Source organism: Ancylobacter sp. 3268 (assembly GCF_031456575.1).
Taxonomy (GTDB): Bacteria; Pseudomonadota; Alphaproteobacteria; order Rhizobiales; family Xanthobacteraceae; genus Ancylobacter.
The window spans coordinates 66,613-84,166 of sequence record NZ_JAVDUX010000015.1; the positions used below are offsets into that span (position 1 = coordinate 66,613).

17 protein-coding genes are annotated in these 17,554 nt (G+C 68.3%); 10 read left to right on the top strand and 7 right to left on the bottom strand.

What is annotated here, in order from left to right; genetic code table 11:
• Positions 1-18: 18 nt before the first annotated feature.
• Positions 19-945: an SGNH/GDSL hydrolase family protein gene (locus J2X65_RS20075; protein ID WP_310204757.1), complete on the top strand. Its 927-nt coding sequence runs from the start codon at positions 19-21 to the stop codon at positions 943-945.
• A gap of 157 nt (positions 946-1,102) precedes the next feature.
• Here J2X65_RS20075 and J2X65_RS20080 read toward each other — a convergent pair whose 3' ends face one another.
• Positions 1,103-1,768 carry an O-methyltransferase gene (locus J2X65_RS20080; protein WP_310204760.1) on the bottom strand — a complete coding sequence of 222 codons (666 nt, stop codon included), beginning with the start codon at positions 1,766-1,768 and terminating at the stop codon, positions 1,103-1,105.
• The gene (locus J2X65_RS20085; protein ID WP_310204763.1) at positions 1,765-2,076 is read right to left on the bottom strand and encodes a hypothetical protein; all 312 of its coding nucleotides are present in this window, start codon (positions 2,074-2,076) and stop codon (positions 1,765-1,767) included. The genes J2X65_RS20080 and J2X65_RS20085 overlap by 4 nt, the downstream gene beginning before the upstream one ends.
• A 169-nt stretch (positions 2,077-2,245) precedes the next feature.
• On the opposite strand from J2X65_RS20085, the gene prmB reads away from it, so the two are divergent.
• From prmB to J2X65_RS20105, 4 genes are all read left to right on the top strand, one after another.
• A complete protein-coding gene (prmB, locus tag J2X65_RS20090; protein ID WP_310204766.1) occupies positions 2,246-3,157 on the top strand; it encodes a 50S ribosomal protein L3 N(5)-glutamine methyltransferase in 912 nt (303 codons plus the stop codon).
• A gap of 178 nt (positions 3,158-3,335) precedes the next feature.
• Complete coding sequence (gene blaOXA, locus J2X65_RS20095) at positions 3,336-4,118, top strand: class D beta-lactamase (protein ID WP_404977765.1); 783 nt, start codon at positions 3,336-3,338, stop codon at positions 4,116-4,118.
• A 151-nt stretch (positions 4,119-4,269) separates the two neighbouring features.
• The gene (locus J2X65_RS20100; protein ID WP_310204772.1) at positions 4,270-5,616 is read left to right on the top strand and encodes an HD domain-containing protein; all 1,347 of its coding nucleotides are present in this window, start codon (positions 4,270-4,272) and stop codon (positions 5,614-5,616) included.
• Positions 5,613-6,110 carry a hypothetical protein gene (locus J2X65_RS20105; protein ID WP_310204775.1) on the top strand — a complete coding sequence of 166 codons (498 nt, stop codon included), beginning with the start codon at positions 5,613-5,615 and terminating at the stop codon, positions 6,108-6,110. The genes J2X65_RS20100 and J2X65_RS20105 overlap by 4 nt, the downstream gene beginning before the upstream one ends.
• Positions 6,111-6,116: 6 nt before the next feature.
• On the opposite strand, the gene J2X65_RS20110 is transcribed toward J2X65_RS20105, so the two are convergent.
• A complete protein-coding gene (locus J2X65_RS20110) occupies positions 6,117-7,376 on the bottom strand; it encodes a lytic murein transglycosylase (protein WP_310204778.1) in 1,260 nt (419 codons plus the stop codon).
• 100 nt (positions 7,377-7,476) lie between these two features.
• Here J2X65_RS20110 and J2X65_RS20115 point away from each other — a divergent pair, with 100 nt between their 5' ends.
• On the top strand, positions 7,477-7,956 hold the full coding sequence (locus tag J2X65_RS20115) for a VOC family protein (RefSeq protein WP_310204781.1): 480 nt from the start codon (positions 7,477-7,479) through the stop codon (positions 7,954-7,956).
• Between the two features lie 66 nt (positions 7,957-8,022).
• Here J2X65_RS20115 and tam read toward each other — a convergent pair whose 3' ends face one another.
• From tam to J2X65_RS20130, 3 genes are all read right to left on the bottom strand, one after another.
• On the bottom strand, positions 8,023-8,799 hold the full coding sequence (gene tam / locus J2X65_RS20120; protein WP_310204784.1) for a trans-aconitate 2-methyltransferase: 777 nt from the start codon (positions 8,797-8,799) through the stop codon (positions 8,023-8,025).
• Positions 8,800-8,955: 156 nt separating this feature from the next.
• Positions 8,956-10,611, bottom strand: coding sequence for an energy-dependent translational throttle protein EttA (gene ettA, locus J2X65_RS20125; protein WP_310204787.1), 1,656 nt, complete (start codon positions 10,609-10,611; stop codon positions 8,956-8,958).
• Positions 10,612-10,698: 87 nt separating this feature from the next.
• On the bottom strand, positions 10,699-11,253 hold the full coding sequence (locus J2X65_RS20130; protein ID WP_310204789.1) for a cupin domain-containing protein: 555 nt from the start codon (positions 11,251-11,253) through the stop codon (positions 10,699-10,701).
• 206 nt (positions 11,254-11,459) lie between these two features.
• On the opposite strand from J2X65_RS20130, the gene otsB reads away from it, so the two are divergent.
• The 4 genes from otsB (at position 11,460) to J2X65_RS20150 (ending at position 16,538) form a co-directional block, all read left to right on the top strand.
• Complete coding sequence (otsB, locus tag J2X65_RS20135; RefSeq protein ID WP_310204794.1) at positions 11,460-12,245, top strand: trehalose-phosphatase; 786 nt, start codon at positions 11,460-11,462, stop codon at positions 12,243-12,245.
• Entirely contained in the window at positions 12,242-14,038 is a 1,797-nt protein-coding gene (locus J2X65_RS20140) for a glycoside hydrolase family 15 protein (protein WP_310204797.1), read from the top strand. Before otsB ends, J2X65_RS20140 begins: the two co-directional genes overlap by 4 nt.
• Entirely contained in the window at positions 14,023-15,465 is a 1,443-nt protein-coding gene (locus tag J2X65_RS20145; RefSeq protein WP_310204963.1) for a trehalose-6-phosphate synthase, read from the top strand. The genes J2X65_RS20140 and J2X65_RS20145 overlap by 16 nt, the downstream gene beginning before the upstream one ends.
• 113 nt (positions 15,466-15,578) lie before the next feature.
• Complete coding sequence (locus tag J2X65_RS20150) at positions 15,579-16,538, top strand: sensor domain-containing diguanylate cyclase (RefSeq protein ID WP_310204800.1); 960 nt, start codon at positions 15,579-15,581, stop codon at positions 16,536-16,538.
• A gap of 63 nt (positions 16,539-16,601) precedes the next feature.
• Here J2X65_RS20150 and J2X65_RS20155 read toward each other — a convergent pair whose 3' ends face one another.
• On the bottom strand, positions 16,602-17,540 hold the full coding sequence (locus J2X65_RS20155) for an aldose 1-epimerase family protein (protein WP_310204803.1): 939 nt from the start codon (positions 17,538-17,540) through the stop codon (positions 16,602-16,604).
• Positions 17,541-17,554: the final 14 nt, after the last annotated feature.

Below are 17,554 nucleotides of genomic sequence, written 5' to 3' on the forward strand. Positions count from 1 at the left end.
ACACCGGCACCCGCTAAGATGCTCCTGACCCGCCTCGCGCTTCTGGGCCTTGTCGCCGCCGCCTCCGCCGCCCCGCTCGCCGTCGCGCCCGCCGCCGCCACGACGATGCTGGCACCGAGCTGCCCGGCCGGCAATGCGGCGCTGACCCGCCTGAGCCAGCCCCTGCCGCGCCTCGCCAAGGCACTGCGCGACGGCGGGCCGGTGAAGATCGTCGCCATCGGCTCCTCCTCCACCGCCGGGGCCGGGGCGAGCTCGCGCACCGCCTCCTATCCGAGCCGGCTGGAAGCGGCGCTGCGCCAGCGCTTTCCGGGAATCGACATCACCGTGGTCAACCGCGGCATCAACGGCCAGGACGCGCCGGAAATGCTGGCGCGCTTCAACGCGGACGTGGCGGCGGAACAGCCGACGCTGGTGCTGTGGCAGGCGGGAGTGAACGCGCTGTTCCGCGCCGACGGGCTCGACACCGCCGAGGGCCTGCTGCGCGACGCCATCGCCCGCACCCGCGCGCTCGGCGCCGACATCGTGATCATCGACCCGCAATATTCGCCCAAGGTGATCGGCGATTCCGAGGCGCTCGACATGCTGCGCCTGCAGCAGCGCGTCGCCGACGAGGAAGGGGTCAGCGTGTTCCACCGCTTCGCGCTGATGCGCGAGTGGCACGAGGCGAAGGGGCTGGCCTTCGAGGCCTTCACCTTCAAGGACGGCTTCCACATGAACGATTTCGGCTATGAGTGCTTCGCCAAGGGACTTGGCGGCTCGCTCGCAGCCAATGTCGACAGCCAGCTGCGCTCGGCCGATGTGAGCGTGAGCCCGGCCTCGCTCGCCAAACCCGCCAAGGCGGGCACTGCCATCCCCGGCGCGGCGGCGACGACCGGGAAGACCACCGTCCCGGCGGCGACGGGCACCGCGCCGGAGGGGCTGCCGGACAGCACGTTGACGCCGTAACGGCGCCACGGGCGGCGGCACGTCTTCGCGGGTGAGCGCGCTCTATTCCGGGGCCTGGCCGAGGGCTCGTTCCGCTACAGGCCGGCCGGGCCCGGGAGGCCACCGGAAATCCTGTCTCCGGGTGCTGCCGCTGCCCGGGTGGGGCCGTCCGTTTTCCTCACACCACCAGCGCGAGGGCGAAGCCGTCATGGCCTTTCGAGCCCACCGTCTGGATGGCGGTGGCGACGAGGCGCGGTTCGGCGGCGACCTTCTCCATGAAGCGGCGAATGCCGGCGACCGATTCGTCGGTGCTGGCCGGGTCGGCGGCGCGGCCGTCGCGCACCACATTGTCGGCGACGATCACCGTACCGGCATGCGACAGGGCCAGCGCGGCGTCGAGATAATGCGGGTTGTTCGGCTTGTCGGCGTCGATGAAGACGAGGTCGAACGGCGCCTCACCCGCCGCGATCATCGCCGCCAGCGTCGCACGGGCCGGGCCGACGCGGATCTCCACCCGGTCGGCGAGGCCGGCGCGGGCGATATTGGCCCGCGCCACCTCGGCATGGTGCGGATCGAACTCCAGCGTGACGAGACGCCCTTCCGCCGGCAGGGCGCGGGCGAGCCAGATCGTCGAATAGCCGCCGAGCGTGCCGATCTCCAATATGCGCCGGGCGCCGCGCATCAGCGCCAGCAGCATCAGGAACTTGCCCTGATTCGGCGCGACGTTGATCGCCGGGAGGCCGGCGTCCTCGCTCGCCTCCAGCGTCGCCGCCAGGGCTTCGTCCGGCGGCAGCAGCGTCTGCTCGATCCACGCGTCGACGCGCGACCAGGCCGGCTGGCTCACTCGTCGTCCCCGCGATCGGAGAAGGCGCCGCCGAAGCGCTTGATCACCGCCTCGCGGGCGGCGACGACCCTCTTCTCGTAATCGATCGCCATCGGCTCGGTGAGCACGCTCTCCAGCCCGGCCAGCAGCGCCCACAGGGCCGGCACCTCCGCCTCATCCTCGACGAATTCGGCCAGCGCGTCGCCGTCGCCGTCGTCGACGGTGCGGGAGAGGAATTCGAACAGCACCACCGCCACCGAGCGGTCGATGTGCAGGACGATCTCCTCGGACGATTTGTCGGTCGGGCCGGTGGACGGCTTGGCGGCCATGTGATGTTCTCCGCGTTTCACAACATTCCTCTCATTTTCCAGCGCCCTGCGCCACACGCATTCGCAAGAACCTGCGTGCGCGGGGACTTGCATGGACTTGCGTGCGCCGGAACTTGCTTTCATGGCGCGGCCATGCTGGTTCACGCCGGCAAACATGAGGAGACCAGCGGTGAGCGCGGAAACAGACCTCCACACGGTGCGCGACTTTCTGCGCTACGCCATCAGCCGCTTCAACGCCGCCGAGCTGAGCTTCGGCCACGGCACGACGCGGGCGCTCGACGAGGCGGCCTTCATCATCCTCGAGGCGCTGCACCTGCCGGTGGACGAGCTGGAGCCGTGGCTCGACGCCCGCCTGACCGGCGGCGAGCGCGCCCGCCTCGCGCGGCTGATCGACGCGCGCTGCCGCACCCGCGCGCCGGCGGCCTATCTGCTCGGCCGCACCTATATTCGCGGGGTGCCGTTCAAGAGCGACGCGCGGGCCATCGTGCCGCGCTCCTTCATCGGCGAGCTGATGGCCGGCCATCTGTTCGGCGGCGAGGGCTTCTCGCTGGTGCCGGAGCCGGAGGCGGTCGGGCGGGTGCTGGACCTGTGCACCGGCTCGGGATGCCTCGCCATTATCGCGGCGATGCTGTTCGAGAATGCCGAGGTGGATGCGGTCGACCTGTCGCCGGACGCGCTGGCGCTGGCGGCGGAGAATGTGGCGCTGCACCAGATGCAGGGCCGGGTACGCCTGCACCAGGGGGACCTGTTCGCGCCGCTCGGCGGGCAGCGCTACGACCTCATCATCACCAACCCGCCCTATGTCGATGCCGAGGCCTGCGCCGCGCTGCCGGCGGAATACCGCCACGAGCCGATGCTCGCCTTCGATGGCGGGCCGGACGGGCTCGACATTGTCAGGCGCATCCTCGCGGAGGCGCCCCGCCACCTCGCCCGCGACGGCGGGCTGATCTGCGAGATCGGCACCGGCCGGGACATCCTCGAAGCCGAATATCCCGACCTGCCGTTCCTCTGGCTCGACACCGAGGACAGCGAGGGCGAAGTGTTCTGGCTGTCGGTGGGGGATTTCGCCGCCGCGCGGTGAGACCTCGCGCGGCAAGCCGGCGCGCGAGGTGGGGACAAGCCGGGGAAGAACGGCGAGCCGCCGGATTTCCGCCACGGGCAGCGGGTTTGTGCGGGGCGAGCAACCACCCGTGAGGAAGCCCATGCGCCGCCTGCCCGCCCTCGCCCCGTTCGCGCGTGCCCCTTTCGCGCTTGTCCCGATGGCGCTTGCCCTGCTGCTCGCGACACCCGCCGGTGCCGCGACGCTGTGCACCGCCCTCGCCGACGCCGCCACCGGCAAGGTGCTCAGGCAGGACGGCCCGGGCTGCGAAGCGCGGGTAACCCCGGCCTCCACCTTCAAGATCCCGATCGCGCTGATGGGCTACGATGCCGGCATCCTCACCGACGCGCATGCCCCCTCCTGGCCCTACAAGCCCGGCTATCCCGCCTGGCGGAAGGAGTGGAAGCGCGACACCGATCCGACCTACTGGATGCAGGAATCCGTGGTCTGGTATTCGCAGGAGATCACCCGCACGCTCGGCATGGAACGCTTCCGCACCTATGTCGACGGCTTCGGCTACGGCAATGAGGACGTCTCCGGCACCCGCGGCACAAAGGACGGCCTGACCGAATCCTGGCTCTCCAACTCGCTCGCCATCTCGCCCAGGGAGCAGCTCGGCTTCCTCGGCCGCATGCTGCGCGGCGAATTGCCGGTGTCGAAGCGGGCGGTGGGGATGACCGCCGAGATCCTCCACGCCGGCACCACGCCGAATGGCTGGCAGGTGCATGGCAAGACCGGCATGGGCTTCGCCCGCGACGCCGAGGGCAAGCCGGTGCGCGGCAAGCCTTATGGCTGGTTCGTCGGCTGGGCGACCAAGGACGGGCGCAGCGTGACCTTCGCGCGGCTCGACCGCGACGCGGCGCGGCAGGAGACGCCGACCAGCTGGCGCGCCCGCGATGGGCTGCTGGCCGAGCTGCCGGCCATGCTCGACGCGGTGAAGTGAGGACGAAAGGTCGTAACCAACGAACCTCCATAAGAACCACAGGATCTACACGTTCTGGCTGATTCGCCAGTGATCGACCTTGCGCTCTCTTCCCGCATGTTCTTTATTTGTTCTTATGATCTCACAGCGCATCCGCGACCCCATACACGATGTGATCACCTTTGACGACAAGGGGCTTGTCGACGAAGTCGCATGGAAGCTGCTGCAGACGCGCGACATGCAGCGGCTGAGGCGCGTGAAGCAGCTAGGCGTTTCGGAATTCGTATTTCCGGGCGCCAGCCATACGCGCTTCGCTCACTCGATCGGCGTGTTTCATATCGCGCGACAGTTGGTGGAAATCATTCGGCGCGAGATTGGGCGCGGCGGCCTTGGCATGTTCGACGACACGAGAGCGAAAACCGCCCTGTGCGCGGCCATGCTCCACGACATCGGGCACGGCCCGTTCAGCCACGCCTTCGAGGTGGCCCGCAAATCGCTCGCGGGAAAGGAACGGAAGATCGACAAGCATGAGGCTTTCACCGCCTTCATGATCGAGGATCCCGCCGGCGAGATCGGCGCCGTGCTGACGGATGCCGGAATCGATCCTCATGCCGTGGCTGAACTCATTCGGGCCGAAACGCCGCAGGACATGTATCACGCTGTGGTGTCCTCCTCTTTCGACGCCGACCGGCTCGACTACCTGCAGCGCGACCGGCACATGACCGGAACCGGCGCTGGCGCGATCGACATCGGCTGGCTGATGGAGAATGTCCGCGTCGCGGAGATCGATGTTGCCGCACCGGAGACCGATGACGAGATCATGGGCTCCACCTTCTGTCTCGACATCAAGGCGCGGGACGCGGCCGAAGATTTTTTACTGGCCCGCTATCGGCTTTTCACCAACGTCTATCTGCACAAGACCACACGCGGCATCGAGCAGCTCGTCGCCGCGTTTTTCCGCCAGATCTCGAGAGAGATACATGCGTCCGGACATGTTGGAGGGCTGGACGACCGGCATCCGCTCGTCCTGTTTTTTAGCTCGGGTGGAGAAACCCTGGAAAATTACCGCGAGCTGGAAGATACCGTCGTATGGGGCGCCATACATGCGGTAGCGAGGTTGGGAAGCGGTGCATTGCAGGATATCGCGTGCCGCCTGCGCGACCGTGCGCGCCCGCGTTGCATCGACCTGCAGCGTCTATTTCCCGACGATGACAACCATCAGGTGAGTGTGAAAAAAGCCTTCCGTAAGATGTTCGCCGATATGTTCGGCGAACGCGTCTTTCAGGACGTCGGCACCTATTCGCTTTACGGCGAGATCGGCGCCGATGACGTGCATGCGCAGAAGCGCCTGATGATCCGCCTTGCGAATGGCCAGACGAAGGAAATCACGCAAGTGCGCAACTCCATCATCAAGGCGTGGGATCGACCGCCAAGCTTCGAGCGCTATTATTTCCTGGATGAAGCCGACTACAACCGTGCGAGGGAATTGGCCGATTCGGCACAGGGGAGGCACGGATGACGATTGAACTTCGCAGTCTCGTTGCTGCCGCCGGCGGCGAGATCGTCGGCAGGATCCGTTTGCAGAAGCTGGTCTACCTGCTCGATCAGCTCGATCTCGGTAGCGGCTTTTCCTACGCCTACCATCATTACGGTCCCTACTCTGCGGAACTGGCAGAGGAAGTCGGCGACGAGGTCGTGCTCGGCCGTCTCGACGAAGAAACGCGCTACCGGAGGGGCGATGGCGTGCCCTATGTCGTCTACAAGAGCACGGGTGAGGAGGATGCCGCGGCCGCTGCGATCCGCCGGCATTTCGGCGCCCAGCTCGGCGAGATGCAAAGCTGCTCGGCGACGGTGCTGGAGCTGGCCGCGACCATTCATTGGCTCGCCTTCAAGGAAGAATGCGAAGACTGGCGCGGCGAACTCGTGCGTCGCAAGACGGTGAAGACCGAGAACGGACGTACGGACCAAGCCCTGGCGCTGCTGGCCAAGCTCGGCCTCTCACCCACCGCCTGAGCGCCCTCACCCGCCGCGCATGTGCTTCAGCACGGCGGCATCGGGCCAGCAGTCGAGATTGAGGCCGTTGGCCTTCTGATAGGCGCCGAGCGCGGCGCGGGTCTTCATGCCGGCCTTGCCGTCGATCTTCTCATTGTAGAAGCCCTCGCGGGTGAGCACCTTCTGCATGAATTCGAGATCGCTGGTCTTCACCAGCGCGATCTGCTGCCAATCGCGCGCGAAGGGGCGGTCGTCCTCGATGCGGTCGGCGAGGTGGCCGACATAGAGCACGTAGAGATCGGCGAAGTTGTAGCTCTTCAGCACGAAATAATTGGCCGGGGTCAGGAAGGCCGGGCCGAACGGGCCGGCGGGCATGATGATCGAGGCCGGATCCTTCATCGCCGCCGGCGGGATGCGGCGACCATCCGCCACCTTCACGCCGCGCTTCAGCCAGTCGGCGATCGGCAGCGTCACGCCGGGCTCGGCATGGGTGCAGTCGAAGCCGGCCGGCACGGTGATCTCGTAGGCCCAGCGCCGGCCGGGCTGCCAGCCCTCCTCGCGCAGCAGGCTGGCGGTGGCGGCCAGCGCCTCCGGCACCGAGGTCCAGATATTGGCGGTACCGTCGCCATCGAGGTCGACGCCGTATTTCAGATAGCCGGTCGGCATGAACTGGGTGAGGCCCATGGCACCGGCCCAGGAACTCTTCATGTCGGCGCGGCGGACATGGCCCTCGTCGAGGATATTCAGCGCGGCGAGGAACTCGGCGCGGAACTCGTCCTTGCGGCGGCCGACATAGGCCTGCGTCGCCACGACGCGCAGCGCGTCGTAATTGAGTTTAGCAGCGCCGTAGGAGGTCTCGCGCGCCCAGATGGCGAGCAGGATCGAGCCCGGCACGCCGAAGCGCCGCTCGATGGCGGCGAGCTCGCCGCTGTACTGCGCCGCGAGCTTGCGCCCGCGCGCGGCGTAGTTGCCGATGGCCCTGTCGGAGAGATAGGCGGCCGGCGTCTGCACGAACTCGGCCTGCGCGCCCGGCTTCTGCGGCTTGCCGGGAATGGCGAGGTCGGGAAGCGAATAATCGGGCTCCAGCCCCCGCGTCTCACGCTCGAAAGTGGCGCGCGAGATGCCCATCTGCTGCGCCGCCGGCCATTGCGCGGCGATGAAACGGTCGAAGCCGGCGTCCGCCCGGGCGGCGGCGGGCGCGCCGATCGCGGCAGACAGCGACAGGAAAACAGCGGCGAAGCGGGTCAGGATGCGCATGCGCCCTATGTAGCCCAGCGGGCGCGACATGGAAAATCACCGCCGGTTCATGAGCGGCTGTCGGATCGACGCGCCGCCGAACGTCCTTGGGAGGCTGGCGCGAGGGCCGGCGATCAACGGGAGAGAAGCGATGGGACTGAAGCAGGCGATCACGCCCTATCTGTGGTTCGACGGCACGGCCGAGGAGGCGGCGCGTTTCTATGTCGCGGTATTCCCCAATTCCCGCATCCTCACGGTGGCGCGCTATTCGGAGCTCGGCCCCGGCCCGGAGGGCCGCGTGATGGTGGTGCTGTTCGAGCTCGACGGCATGCAGTTCGGCGCCATCAATGGCGGACCGGTGTTCAAGCTGAGCGAGGCCACCTCCTTCCTGATCGACTGCAAGACGCAGGAGGAGATCGACTTCTATTGGGAAAAACTCGGCGCCGGCGGCCTGTACCAGCCCTGCGGCTGGGTGAAGGACCGCTTCGGCCTTTCCTGGCAGGTCAATTCGAGCGACCTCGTCGAGAAGGCCCATGCCGACCCCGCCACCTCGCGGCGCGTGATGGAGGCGATGATGCAGATGACGAAGATCGACCTCGCGGTGCTGCGAAAGGCCGTGGAGGCAGCGTAAGGCGCGCGACACCGGCCGGCGTCACGGGCGGGCGGCGGTGCGCTGCGGCGAGACCGCCCGGCGTAGCTAACGCACGGCGACGATGAACAGGCGCGGGAAGCGCAGCAGTACCTTGCCGTCCACCCGCGCCGGATAGGCCTGCGCGATCCGGGCGGTATAGGCGGCGAGGAAGGCCGCGCGCTCGGCGGCGTCGAGCGGATCGAGATAGGGGCGCAGCGCCGTCGACTTGAACCATTCGACGATGGCGGGCGCGCCGTCCAGGACATGCTGATAATGGGTGTGCCAAATCTCGACCCGCCGGGCCACCGGCTTCAGCAGATCGTAATAGGTGCCGACCGCTGGCAGCTCGTCGCGGGAGGCGCCGGCGAACTTACCCGCCCAGGGACCATCCGTCGCGGTCTGCGCCATCAGCACATGCGAGGGCTCGGCGACATTGTCGGGCATCTGCACCGCCAGCACGCCGCCCTCGGGCAGCGCCTCCAGCAGGCGGCGCAGCACGGCCGGATGGTCCGGCACCCATTGGAACACCGCGTTGCCGAAGACGAGGTCGGTGCCGGGTTCCGGCTGCCAGGTGCCGACATCGGCGACCTCGAAGCGGGCGGAGGGCAGCCTTTCGCCGGCCTGCCTGACCATGTTGGGCGAGGAATCGATGCCGAGCACCTCGGCCTGCGGCCAGCGCTCCGCCAGCAGCTGGGTGGAATTGCCCGGCCCGCAGCCGATATCGACGACGCGGCGCGGCGCGGCGAGCGGGATCTGCGCCACCAGATCGCGCGAGGGGCGCGTGCGCTCGTCGGCGAACTTCAGGTAGAGGGCGGGATTCCAGTCTTCCGATGCGCGGCGCATAGGCGGTCCTCCGTTGCGGGCGGAACATGCCGCAGCGGGGGTGCCGCGCCAAGCCGGCGTGGAGAGAACGTTATTCTTTTCTGACCGCCCACGGGCAAAGAAAAGGCCGGCGCGGAGCGTATCCGGCCGGCCTCTTCGAACGCCGCGAGGCTGGCCTCAGCGGGTCAGCTTCTTGTGCTTCATCCGGTGCGGGATGATGCTGTCGACGCCGAGGCGGCGCTTCTTGTCTTCCTCGTAATCGTGGAAGTTGCCCTCGAACCATTCGACATGGCTGTCATCCTCGTAAGCGAGGATGTGGGTGGCGATACGGTCGAGGAAGAAGCGGTCATGCGAGATGATCACGGCGCAGCCGGCGAAATCCTCCAGCGCCTCTTCGAGCGCGCGCAGGGTTTCGACGTCGAGGTCGTTGGTCGGCTCGTCGAGCAATAGGACATTCGCGCCCTGCTGCAGGATCCGGGCAAGGTGGACGCGGTTGCGCTCGCCGCCCGAGAGCATGCCGACCTTCTTCTGCTGGTCGCCGCCCTTGAAGTTGAAGGCGCCGCAATAGGCGCGCGAATTGATCTCGCGCTTGCCGAGATAGAGGATCTCGTTGCCGCCGGAGATTTCCTCCCACACGGTCTTCTTGTCGTCCAGCGCATCGCGGTTCTGGTCGACATAACCGAGCTGGACGCTGTCGCCGATGGTGATGGTGCCGGCATCGGGCTTCTCCAGCCCGGTGATCATGCGGAACAGCGTGGTCTTGCCGGCGCCGTTCGGCCCGATGACGCCGACAATGCCGCCCGGCGGCAGCTTGAAGGACAGGTTGTCGATCAGCAGCTTGTCGCCGAACGACTTGGTGAGGCCGTTGAATTCGATGACGTTGTTGCCGAGGCGCTCCGCCACCGGGATGACGATCTGCGCGGTGGTCGGCGCCTTCTCGGACGCCTTCTTCACCAGCTCGTCATAGCGCTGGATACGCGCCTTGTTCTTGGCCTGGCGGGCCTTCGGGGAAGCGGCCATCCACTCCTGCTCGGAAGCGAGCGCGCGCTGGCGGGCCTCGTCCTCGCGGTTCTCCTGCTGCATCCGCTTGGTCTTCTGGGTGAGCCAGGAGGAGTAGTTGCCCTCATAGGGGATGCCGCGGCCGCGATCGAGCTCGAGGATCCAGCCGGTGACGTTGTCGAGGAAGTAGCGGTCATGGGTGACGATCAGGATCGCACCCGGATAGGTGCGCAGATGGCCTTCGAGCCAGTTGGTGGTCTCGGCGTCGAGATGGTTGGTCGGTTCGTCGAGCAGCAGCAGCTCGGGCTGCGACAGCAGCAGCTGGCAAAGCGCGACGCGGCGGCGCTCGCCGCCCGAGAGCTTGGACACATCCGAGCCGTCCTCGGGGCAGCCCAGCGCATCCATCGCCTGGTCGATCTTGCTGTCGAGGTCCCACAGGCCCTGCGCCTCGATCTCGTCCTGGAGCGCGGTCATCTCGTCCGCGGTCTCGTCGGAATAGTTCATGGCGAGTTCGTTGTAGCGGTCGAGAATGCCCTTCTGCTTGGCAACGCCGAGCATGACGTTCTCGCGCACCGAGAGCTTGGGGTCGAGCAGCGGCTCCTGCGGCAGGTAGCCGACGCGGGCGCCCTCGGCGACCCAGGCCTCGCCGGAGAAATCCTTGTCCAGGCCGGCCATGATCTTCAGCAGGGTCGACTTGCCCGAGCCGTTGGGGCCGAGCACGCCGATCTTGGCGCTCGGGTAGAAGGAGAGGTGCACATTGTCGAGCACCTTCTTGCCGCCCGGATAGGCCTTGGTCATGCCGTGCATGTGGTAGACGTATTGATAGGAAGCCATGAGCCAGATCCTGCGCATCTGCGCGTGGGGCGCGCGCCGCGGTCATGCCGACGACGGGCTTGGTGCCGGGGAGAAAGGGTTTGCGCGCTATGTAGACTGCGCACCGGTGGGCGGCAAGACCACCGGACCGGCCGGCGGCGCCAGCGGCACCGGGAGGCTGCGAATTTCCGCCGCGGCCGCGGGGAAGCGCGACGCCAGCGCCTCGGCGTCGCCGAGCTCGACATCCTCGGGCTCGACGCCGGGCCATTCCGTGCTGGCGCCGAGGAACCAGCGGCCACCGGCCAGCAGGCGCGCCATGTGGAAGCTGCCGCCGGGAATGTGGAGCTGCACCCGCTGGCCGGCGGCGAGATCGGGGCCGACCACGCTGCGCTCGACGCCGCCATCCGCGCGCAGCAGCAGCACATCCAGCGGGTCGCCGAGATAATAATGATAGAGCTGGTCGTTGCGGATGCGGTGCAGGCGCACCGGCGTCTGCGGCGTCACCAGGAAATACAGCGCCGAGCCCATCGGCCGCCCGCGCTCGAACGGTGCCGGCAGCCCGCCGGGCGCGATGCGCTCGCCGGCGACATAGGTCAGCCGCACGAAGCCGCAGGTCGCGCCGGGCGAGAGATCGAGCAGCGCGATGATGTCGTCGGCGGTCATGCCATCCCCTCCGGTCCCGGAGGCGATCCTATCGCGCCCCTCCCGCGCCGCCACGGAGAAGTCGCGCCGGGAGCCGCACTTTCCTGCTCCGGTATTGGAACGCCACCGCCCGCTGCGCGTTAAGGCCATGCTGCATGGCAGCGAAGGGGAGCCCGTGCCTATTTCAGTACCTCCCCGCACCGGTCCGAGGCTTGTATAGGGTTGGCATGTCGAGAGTACGCACCGCACCACGATACGGCACGCACCCCACCCCCCGATCGGATTGGGCCCTCTTCCTCGATATTGACGGCACGCTGATCGAGCATGCCGACCATCCGGAAGGGGTCACCATCCCCGAGGACCTGCCGACGCTGCTGATGCAGCTGCAGACCAGCTTCGCCGGCGCGGTGGCGCTGGTTTCCGGACGCACCGTCGAGTGGATGGACCGCCGCTTCGCCCCCGCCCGGCTCGCCGCCGCCGGCCAGCACGGCGCCGAGCTGCGGCTGGACCCCAACGGCAAGGCGGTGCCGCTGGCCATCCCCTCCTGGCGCCAGCGCCTGGAGGAGGAGCTCGACGCCGCGCTGCAGGCGTGGCCGGGGGTCTATCTCGAGCACAAGCCGCTGTCGCTCGCCGTGCATTACCGCGCCGTGCCGCAGTTCGAAGCCGAAGTGAAGGCGACGATCGCCATCATCGCCAACCGGCTCGGCTCGGATATCGAATTGCTGGCCGGCCGCTTCGTGGTGGAGATCCGCCAGATCGGCCTCACCAAGGGAACCGCGGTCAAACGCTTCCTCGAAACCTCGCCCTTCGCCGGCCGGATGCCGGTGTTCGTCGGCGACGACGTGACCGACGAGGACGGCTTCGGCGCCGCGAAGGCGGCCGGCGGGCTGGCGGTGGCGGTCGGCCCGCGGCCGACCGACCAGGCGGATTTCCGGTTCGACGATCCGGGCGAAGTGCGATTCTGGCTCGCCTCGGTGGTGGCCGACAGCATGAAGACGGAGGCCGCGCGATGAGCTCCAATCTCAATCTCGCCGCCATCGGCAACGGCACGATCGCCGCGCTGGTCGACCCGAACGGCCGCATCGCCTGGTGCTGCTGGCCGCGCATCGATGGCGACCCGCTGTTCTCGGCGATGCTCGGCGGCGAAGAGCCGGAGGGCGGCTTCTTCGATGTGCGGCTCGACGGGCAGGTGAAGGCGACCCGCCGCTATCGCGAGAATACCGCCATCATCGAGACCACGCTGGAGAACGCCGACGGCGCGCGGCTGCGCATCACCGACTTCGCGCCGCGCTTCAAGCTCTATGACCGCATCTACCGCCCGGCGACGCTGGTGCGGCGCATCGAGCCGCTGGCCGGGAACTGCCGCGTCACCATCCGCCTGCGCCCGCATTTCAACTGGGGCGAACAATCGCCGAAGCCGGTGCGCGGCTCCAACCACATGCGCTTCGCCGGCGACGACTTCGCGGTGCGCGCCACCACCGACCTGCCGATCGTCTACATCGCCGAGGAACGGCCCTTCGTGCTGAGCCGGGCGGCGACCATCGTGCTGGGGCCGGACGAACCCTTCGCCAATTCGCTCACCGACACCGTCCGCTCCTTCGAGGAGAAGACCCGCGACTATTGGTGGGAATGGGTGCGCTACCTCTCCATTCCCTTCGAATGGCAGGACGCGGTGGTTCGCGCCGCCATCTCGCTGAAGCTGTGCGCCTATGAGGAGACCGGCGGCATCGTCGCCGCGCTGACCACGTCGATCCCCGAGGCGCCGCACTCGATCCGCAACTGGGACTACCGGCACTGCTGGCTGCGCGACAGCTACTTTACCGTGCGGGCGCTGAACCTGCTCGGCGCCACCCGCACCATGGAAGACTATATCCGCTACCTCACCACGGTGATCGCCTCCGAGCCGTCCGGGCGGCTGGCGCCGGTCTATTCCATCGTGCCCGGCACCCAGCTGGAGGAGCGCTTCGCACCGGCCTTGCCCGGCTTCCGCGGCATGGGGCCGGTGCGGGTCGGCAACCAGGCGGCCGAGCAGATCCAGAATGACGGCTACGGCCATGTCGTTCTGGCCGCCACGCAGATGTTCTTCGACCACCGGCTGCCGAACCGCGGCGACCGGGCGCTGTTCGAGCTGCTGGAAGGCGTCGGCGCGCGGGCAGCGGAATTCGCCTTCGAGCCGGATGCCGGCCTGTGGGAGCTGCGCGGCAAGAGGCGCGTGCACACCTTCTCGGCGGTGATGAGCTGGGCCGCCTGTTCGCGGCTCGGCAAGATCGCCAACGTGCTGGAGCTGCCGGACCGCGCCGCCTACTGGAAGGAACAGGCGGCGGCGATCCGCGCCCGCATCCTTTCCTTCGCCTGGAACGAGGAGATGAACAGCTTCGTCGACGCCGAGGAAGACGGCCAGATCGACGCCAGCCTGCTGCTGCTCGCCGATCTCGGCTTCGTGCGGCCGGACGATCCGCGCTTCGTCGCCACGGTGGAGCGGGTCGGCAAGGACCTGAAGCGCAACGGCTACATGATGCGCTATGCCGGCGAGGACGATTTCGGCCTGCCGGAGACGTCGTTCACCATCTGCTCCTTCTGGTACGCCAACGCGCTCGACATGATCGGCCGGCGCGACGAGGCGCGCGAGATGTTCCAGAGCCTGCTCGACCGGCGCAACGAGGCCGGGCTGCTCTCCGAGGACATCGACAACCAGACGCTGGAGCTGTGGGGCAACATTCCGCAGACCTATTCGATGGTGGGGCTCATCGACACGGCCATGCGCCTGTCGAAGACATGGGAGGAAGCGTTCTGGCGCGGCTCGTAATCGTTTCAAACCGGGTGGCCTCGCCGAAGGAGCGCGGGGCCAAGGCTGGCGGGCTGGCCGTTGCCCTGCGCGAGGCGCTGAACAAGCGCGGCGGGCTGTGGTTCGGCTGGAGCGGCGAGACGCAGGTCGACCCGCCGAGCGAGCCCAAGGTGTTCCGCTCCGGCAAGGTGACCTACGCGCTGCAGACCCTCGACCCCGAGGACCAGCGCGCCCACTATGCCGGCTACGCCAACGGCACGTTGTGGCCGCTGTGCCATTACCGGCTCGGCCTGCTCAATTTCCGCCGCACCGACTGGGAAGGCTACCGGCGGGTGAACGCCACCTTCGCGCGGGCGCTGATGCCGCTCCTGAAGGCCGACGACATCGTCTGGGTGCACGATTACCATTTCATCCCGCTGGCGAGCGAATTGCGGGCGCTCGGCTTCGAGGGGCGGATCGGCTATTTCCACCACATACCCTGGCCGACGCCGGAAGTGTTCCTCACCCTGCCCTCGCATGCGGCGCTGGTGCGGGACCTGTCGAACTACGACCTCGTCGGCCTGCAGACCGAGCACGACGTGCGGGCGCTGCTCACCTATGTGTCGAGCGAGGCGCGCGGCTGGATCGCGCCGGGCGGCGTGGTGGGCCTGCGCGACCGGCGCTTCCGCGTCGCCACCTACCCGATCGGTATCGATGCCGACGCCTTCGTGCGCGACGCCGAGGCCGCCGCCGGCAGCGACGAGGAAGAGCGGCTGAAGGCGAGCCTTGCCGGACGGGCGCTGGCGGTCGGCGTCGACCGGCTCGACTACTCCAAGGGGCTGCCGAACAAGTTCGCCGCCTTCGGCGAATTGCTCAAGAGCCATCCGGAGCGGCGTTCCACCGTCACCATGATGCAGGTCGCCCCGCTCAGCCGCAGCGAGGTGAGCGAGTATCAGGCGCTGCGGCGCGAACTGGAGGAGCTGGCCGGCGCGATCAACGGCGAATATGCCGAGTTCGACTGGGTGCCGCTGCGCTATCTCAACCGGCCGTTCCCGCGGGGAACGCTGGCGGCGATCTATCGCACCGCAAGGCTGGGGCTGGTGACACCGCTGCGCGACGGCATGAACCTCGTCGCCAAGGAGTATGTGGCGGCGCAGAATCCTGAGGACCCGGGCGTGCTGGTGCTCTCCCGCTTCGCCGGCGCCGCCGACGAGCTCTCCGGTTCGGTGATCGTCAACCCCTACGATGTCGAGGGCATGGCGGACGCGCTCAACTCGGCGCTGTCGATGACGCTTGGCGAGCGCAAGGATCGCTGGCGCGCCAATATGGAGAAGGTGACCCGCAACACCATCCACAGGTGGTGCGAAACCTTCATCACCGACCTCTCGGCGGTTGACGGCTACGGGGCCGGCGTCGAACCTGCGCCAAGCCTTTCACCTGCGAAGAAGGCGACACGCGGCCGGAAGTGAACGGCCGACGTTTCCCTCCCCTCCCAACCTCAACCCATCGGCGACGCATGTGGCAGGTTCCTCCTCAGCCGGTGAATGAAACCGAGCGGCTGGCCGTGCTCGAGGCCTGCCGCATGATGGACTCCCCCGGCGACGAACGCTTCGACCGCCTGACCTGGCTCGCCCAGCACCTCTACGACGCCGACGTCGCCTTCCTCAGCTTCATCGACGAGCATCGCCAGTGGATGAAATCGCTGAGCGCGCCGCTGGTAGGGACCTCCATCGACCGGAAGCTGTCGGTGTGCCAGCACATCATTTCCACCGGCGCGCCGCTGATGTCGCCGGACCTGAAGAGCGATCCGCGCTTCGCCGGCCACCCGGTGGTGCCGCAGATTCCGCTGCGCTTCTATGCCGGGGTGCCGCTGATCGCCGCCCCCGATCTCGCCATCGGCTCGCTCTGCGTGATGCGGCGCGCGCCGGCCGCCGCGGACGACCCGTTCGATTTCTCGCCGCTGGAAGCGCTCGCCGCCATCGCCGTCGATGCGGTGGCGCTGGCGCAGCGCAACGAGGAACTGGCGGCGGAAACCCGCATCGACGCGCTGACCGGCCTCGCCAACCGCCGCGGCTTCGACGATGCGCTGCTGCGCGCCGCCGCCGATTGCAACCGGCGCACCGAACCGCTGTCGGCGCTGCTCATCGATATCGACCGCTTCAAGGCCATCAACGACCAGCTCGGCCATCTCGCCGGCGACATGGTGCTGCGCCGGGTCGGCGAGGCGCTCGCCGGCGTCGCGCTGCGCAAAAGCGACACGGTGGCCCGCTTCGGCGGCGAGGAATTCGTGATGCTGCTGCCCGGCAGCGATCTCGCCGGGGCGATGGAGGTGGCGGCGCGGGTGCGCGACCGGCTCGTGGCGGCCGGTATTCCCCGGCCGGAAAGCGCCATCGTCACCGTCAGCATCGGCGTGGCGGCGCAGCCCGGCCATGCGATAGACGGGCTCGACCTGATCGCCCGCGCCGACGCGGCGCTCTATGCCGCCAAGCGGGCCGGGCGCGACCGCATCGTCGGCGACGGCATCGAGACACCGGCGACGTAGCGCGCTCACCCGCGATCGTGCGGCAGCCTCCCGGCCAGCCGCCGCCGGGCACGCGGAGGGCGGTCAGGCCTCGATGCGCCCGACATCGGGCAGCCAGCGCACCGACATGGCGAAATCCCGCGCGCCGCCCGGCGGGATATGCGCCAGGCCCGGCTTGTCGGCGAACTCGCCGGCGGCGCCCTCGGGGCTGGCATAGCCGTACCACGGCTCGATGCACAGGAAGGGCGCACCGGGCTTCGACCAGATGCCGAGCTGCGGCATGGAAGGGAAGGCCACTTCCAGCCCCTGCTCGCCCGGCACCCCGAAACGCACATGGCGCGAGCGCGGCTCGGTGAAGATCAGCGCGTCGCGCTCGAACAGGGCGTCGGTCGGCTCCAGCACGTCGCCATGGACGAGCGGGCTCGGCTCGGCCGCCGCCGAGAGCAGACCGCCAACCGGGCGATGGATCGGCGCCACCTCCGCCTTCTCGAACACCAGCCGATGCTCGCCGCGCGCGCCGCCATAAGGCAGCGGCCAGAGGAAGGCGGGGTGGAAACCGAAGCTCGCCGGCAGCGGCTCGGCGCCGGGATTGGACACCGTCGCGGTGATGGCGAGCGTCGCCTCGGCCAGCGCGTAGGTGACGCGCAGGGCGAAGTCGAACGGGTATTGCGCGCGGGTCTCGTCATCGGCATCGAGCCCGAAAGTGACAAAGGACGGCCCGTTCTCGACGAGGGCGAAGACGCGGCGCCGGGCGAGGCCATGCTGGAGCATCTTGTAGCGCTGGCCCTTGTGCACCAGCTCGTCCCCCGGCAACCGGCCGACGATGGGAAACAGCAGCGGCGCCCGGCCGTTCCAGAACGCAGCGTCGCCGTGCCAGAGCAGATCGCGCCCCTGCGCATCGCGCAGGCGCACCAGCTCGGCACCGAGCGGGGCAATCTCGGCGGAGAGATGATCGGAAGCGATGGAAATGGCGCCCTCCACTCCCCCGCGGGCCGCTGCATTGTTTGTCGGCGCGACGCTCATGGCCGTCTCCCTCC